This is a genomic window from Methylobacterium sp. J-072 (genome assembly GCF_022829425.1).
Taxonomy (GTDB): domain Bacteria; phylum Pseudomonadota; class Alphaproteobacteria; order Rhizobiales; family Beijerinckiaceae; genus Methylobacterium.
On sequence record NZ_JAKSYK010000097.1, the window covers coordinates 1 to 1,365 of the forward strand.

The window sequence follows — 1,365 nt, forward strand, 5'->3', positions numbered from 1 at the left end:
GTAGCAGATCACGCGCGCTCCTGCCTGAGGGAGGGGCCCTTCTGTCAGGCGGCGCAGCTCGACGAAGTCAGTGGCGGATACGTCGGCGAGGCACGGCACGTCCTCACCGCCAGACAGGCAGTATCTACCCTTGGTTGTAACTCTAAACCGATCTAGCACGGAAGTTGTCTCTGCTCGTTCGGGCAAGGGAGAGTAGCAATGGATCGGTTTACGACTCGTCTAAACCTCAGCGAGCTTCGACCGAGGCAGTACAGTGGCAAACGAATGTAATCGAACTGCTTCACGGCCACTCGCTGTGTTCGTCATAACGCCCGACCGCAGACCCTCACCGCATAGCTCCGCCTGCCCCACGAACTGCGCGGATTCCCGGCTGACCTGATCGGTCGAGGTCGCCAGCCGCTCGTCGGCAGCCCTTTTTCGGTTCCGCTGGACTTGTTTTCCCCAGATCTGGAACCTCAGTAGGCGTGCTGGTCACGCTTTTGACCCCTCCTCTTTGGAAGGTGGGGCCGTGACGTCCCTCCCCTTGGGCAGGGGTAGGCCAGGCGGTATTCCCCTTCCGGGCTAACCGCAGCCAGGCGGTCCATTCGGGCGAGACGATGCGGAGCACGTTCGTGTCGTTGCGGAAGCCGGTGATCTGGCGCTCCTCGACCGTCAGCAGACCTAGCCGCGCCGCCTCGCGGATCGCGTTCTTCACGGTCGAGCGGCACACGCCTGTGACGGCGGCCATGTTCTCGATCGACAGCCGACAGTCCTTCCGGCGCGCCACCTCGGCAGCCACGAGAGAGAGCACGGCCTGCTCGGCCAAGGTGAACCGGGCGACGATAGCCTGCGGCATGCGGCCAGAGGCCGCCCACCGGCGGCGGCGCTCCATCGAGGCGTCCGTGCGTGGCCGGGATCCAGCGCCGGGCCTCCTGGGGGCTCCTGCGAGACCTGATACGTTCTTAGCGGGATCCCCTGTTTGGGGTGTGACGGTTTCTGTTGGGTTCGAGGTCTGTTCGGGCCGCGGTCTACCCGTGGACAATGTTCTCGCCTCGATCAGGCCAGATAGCGCCTCAGCCTCGGCCTCCGTGACCTTCCCGTCTCCGTAGGCGCGCCACAGCAGCGCCGTCACGGACGGCAGGGTGATTCGGGTCGCAGCCTCGATGGCGCGCTTCAACTCGTCGGCAAACATGGTCCTCGGCCCCGTGAAAGGGCCGCAACAGGTCGTTCCGGGCCGCCGCGAGGGCGTCCGGTCCACAAGGCAAAGCCTCATCATCGCGGGAATTGGCGTTCCCGCTTGACGCCTGGGGGCGTCTCGTGGCTTGTGGGGATTGGAAACCGGCCCCCACAGGCCACTTAGATTTTCGACGGGCTCCTCGTTTGGCG

The 1,365-nt window shown here is 64.9% G+C and carries 1 protein-coding gene; it reads right to left on the reverse strand.

The window, feature by feature from the left end:
• Window positions 1-325 precede the first annotated feature (325 nt).
• The gene (locus tag MKK67_RS10810) at window positions 326-1,171 is read right to left on the reverse strand and encodes a helix-turn-helix domain-containing protein (protein WP_243964163.1); all 846 of its coding nucleotides are present in this window, start codon (window positions 1,169-1,171) and stop codon (window positions 326-328) included.
• Between the last annotated feature and the right edge of the window lie 194 nt (window positions 1,172-1,365).

Coding starts and splice junctions, on each gene's coding strand:
- MKK67_RS10810 (WP_243964163.1), bottom strand. CDS start 1,171: ATGTTTGCCGACGAGTTGAAGCGCGCCATCGAGGCTGCGACCCGAATC.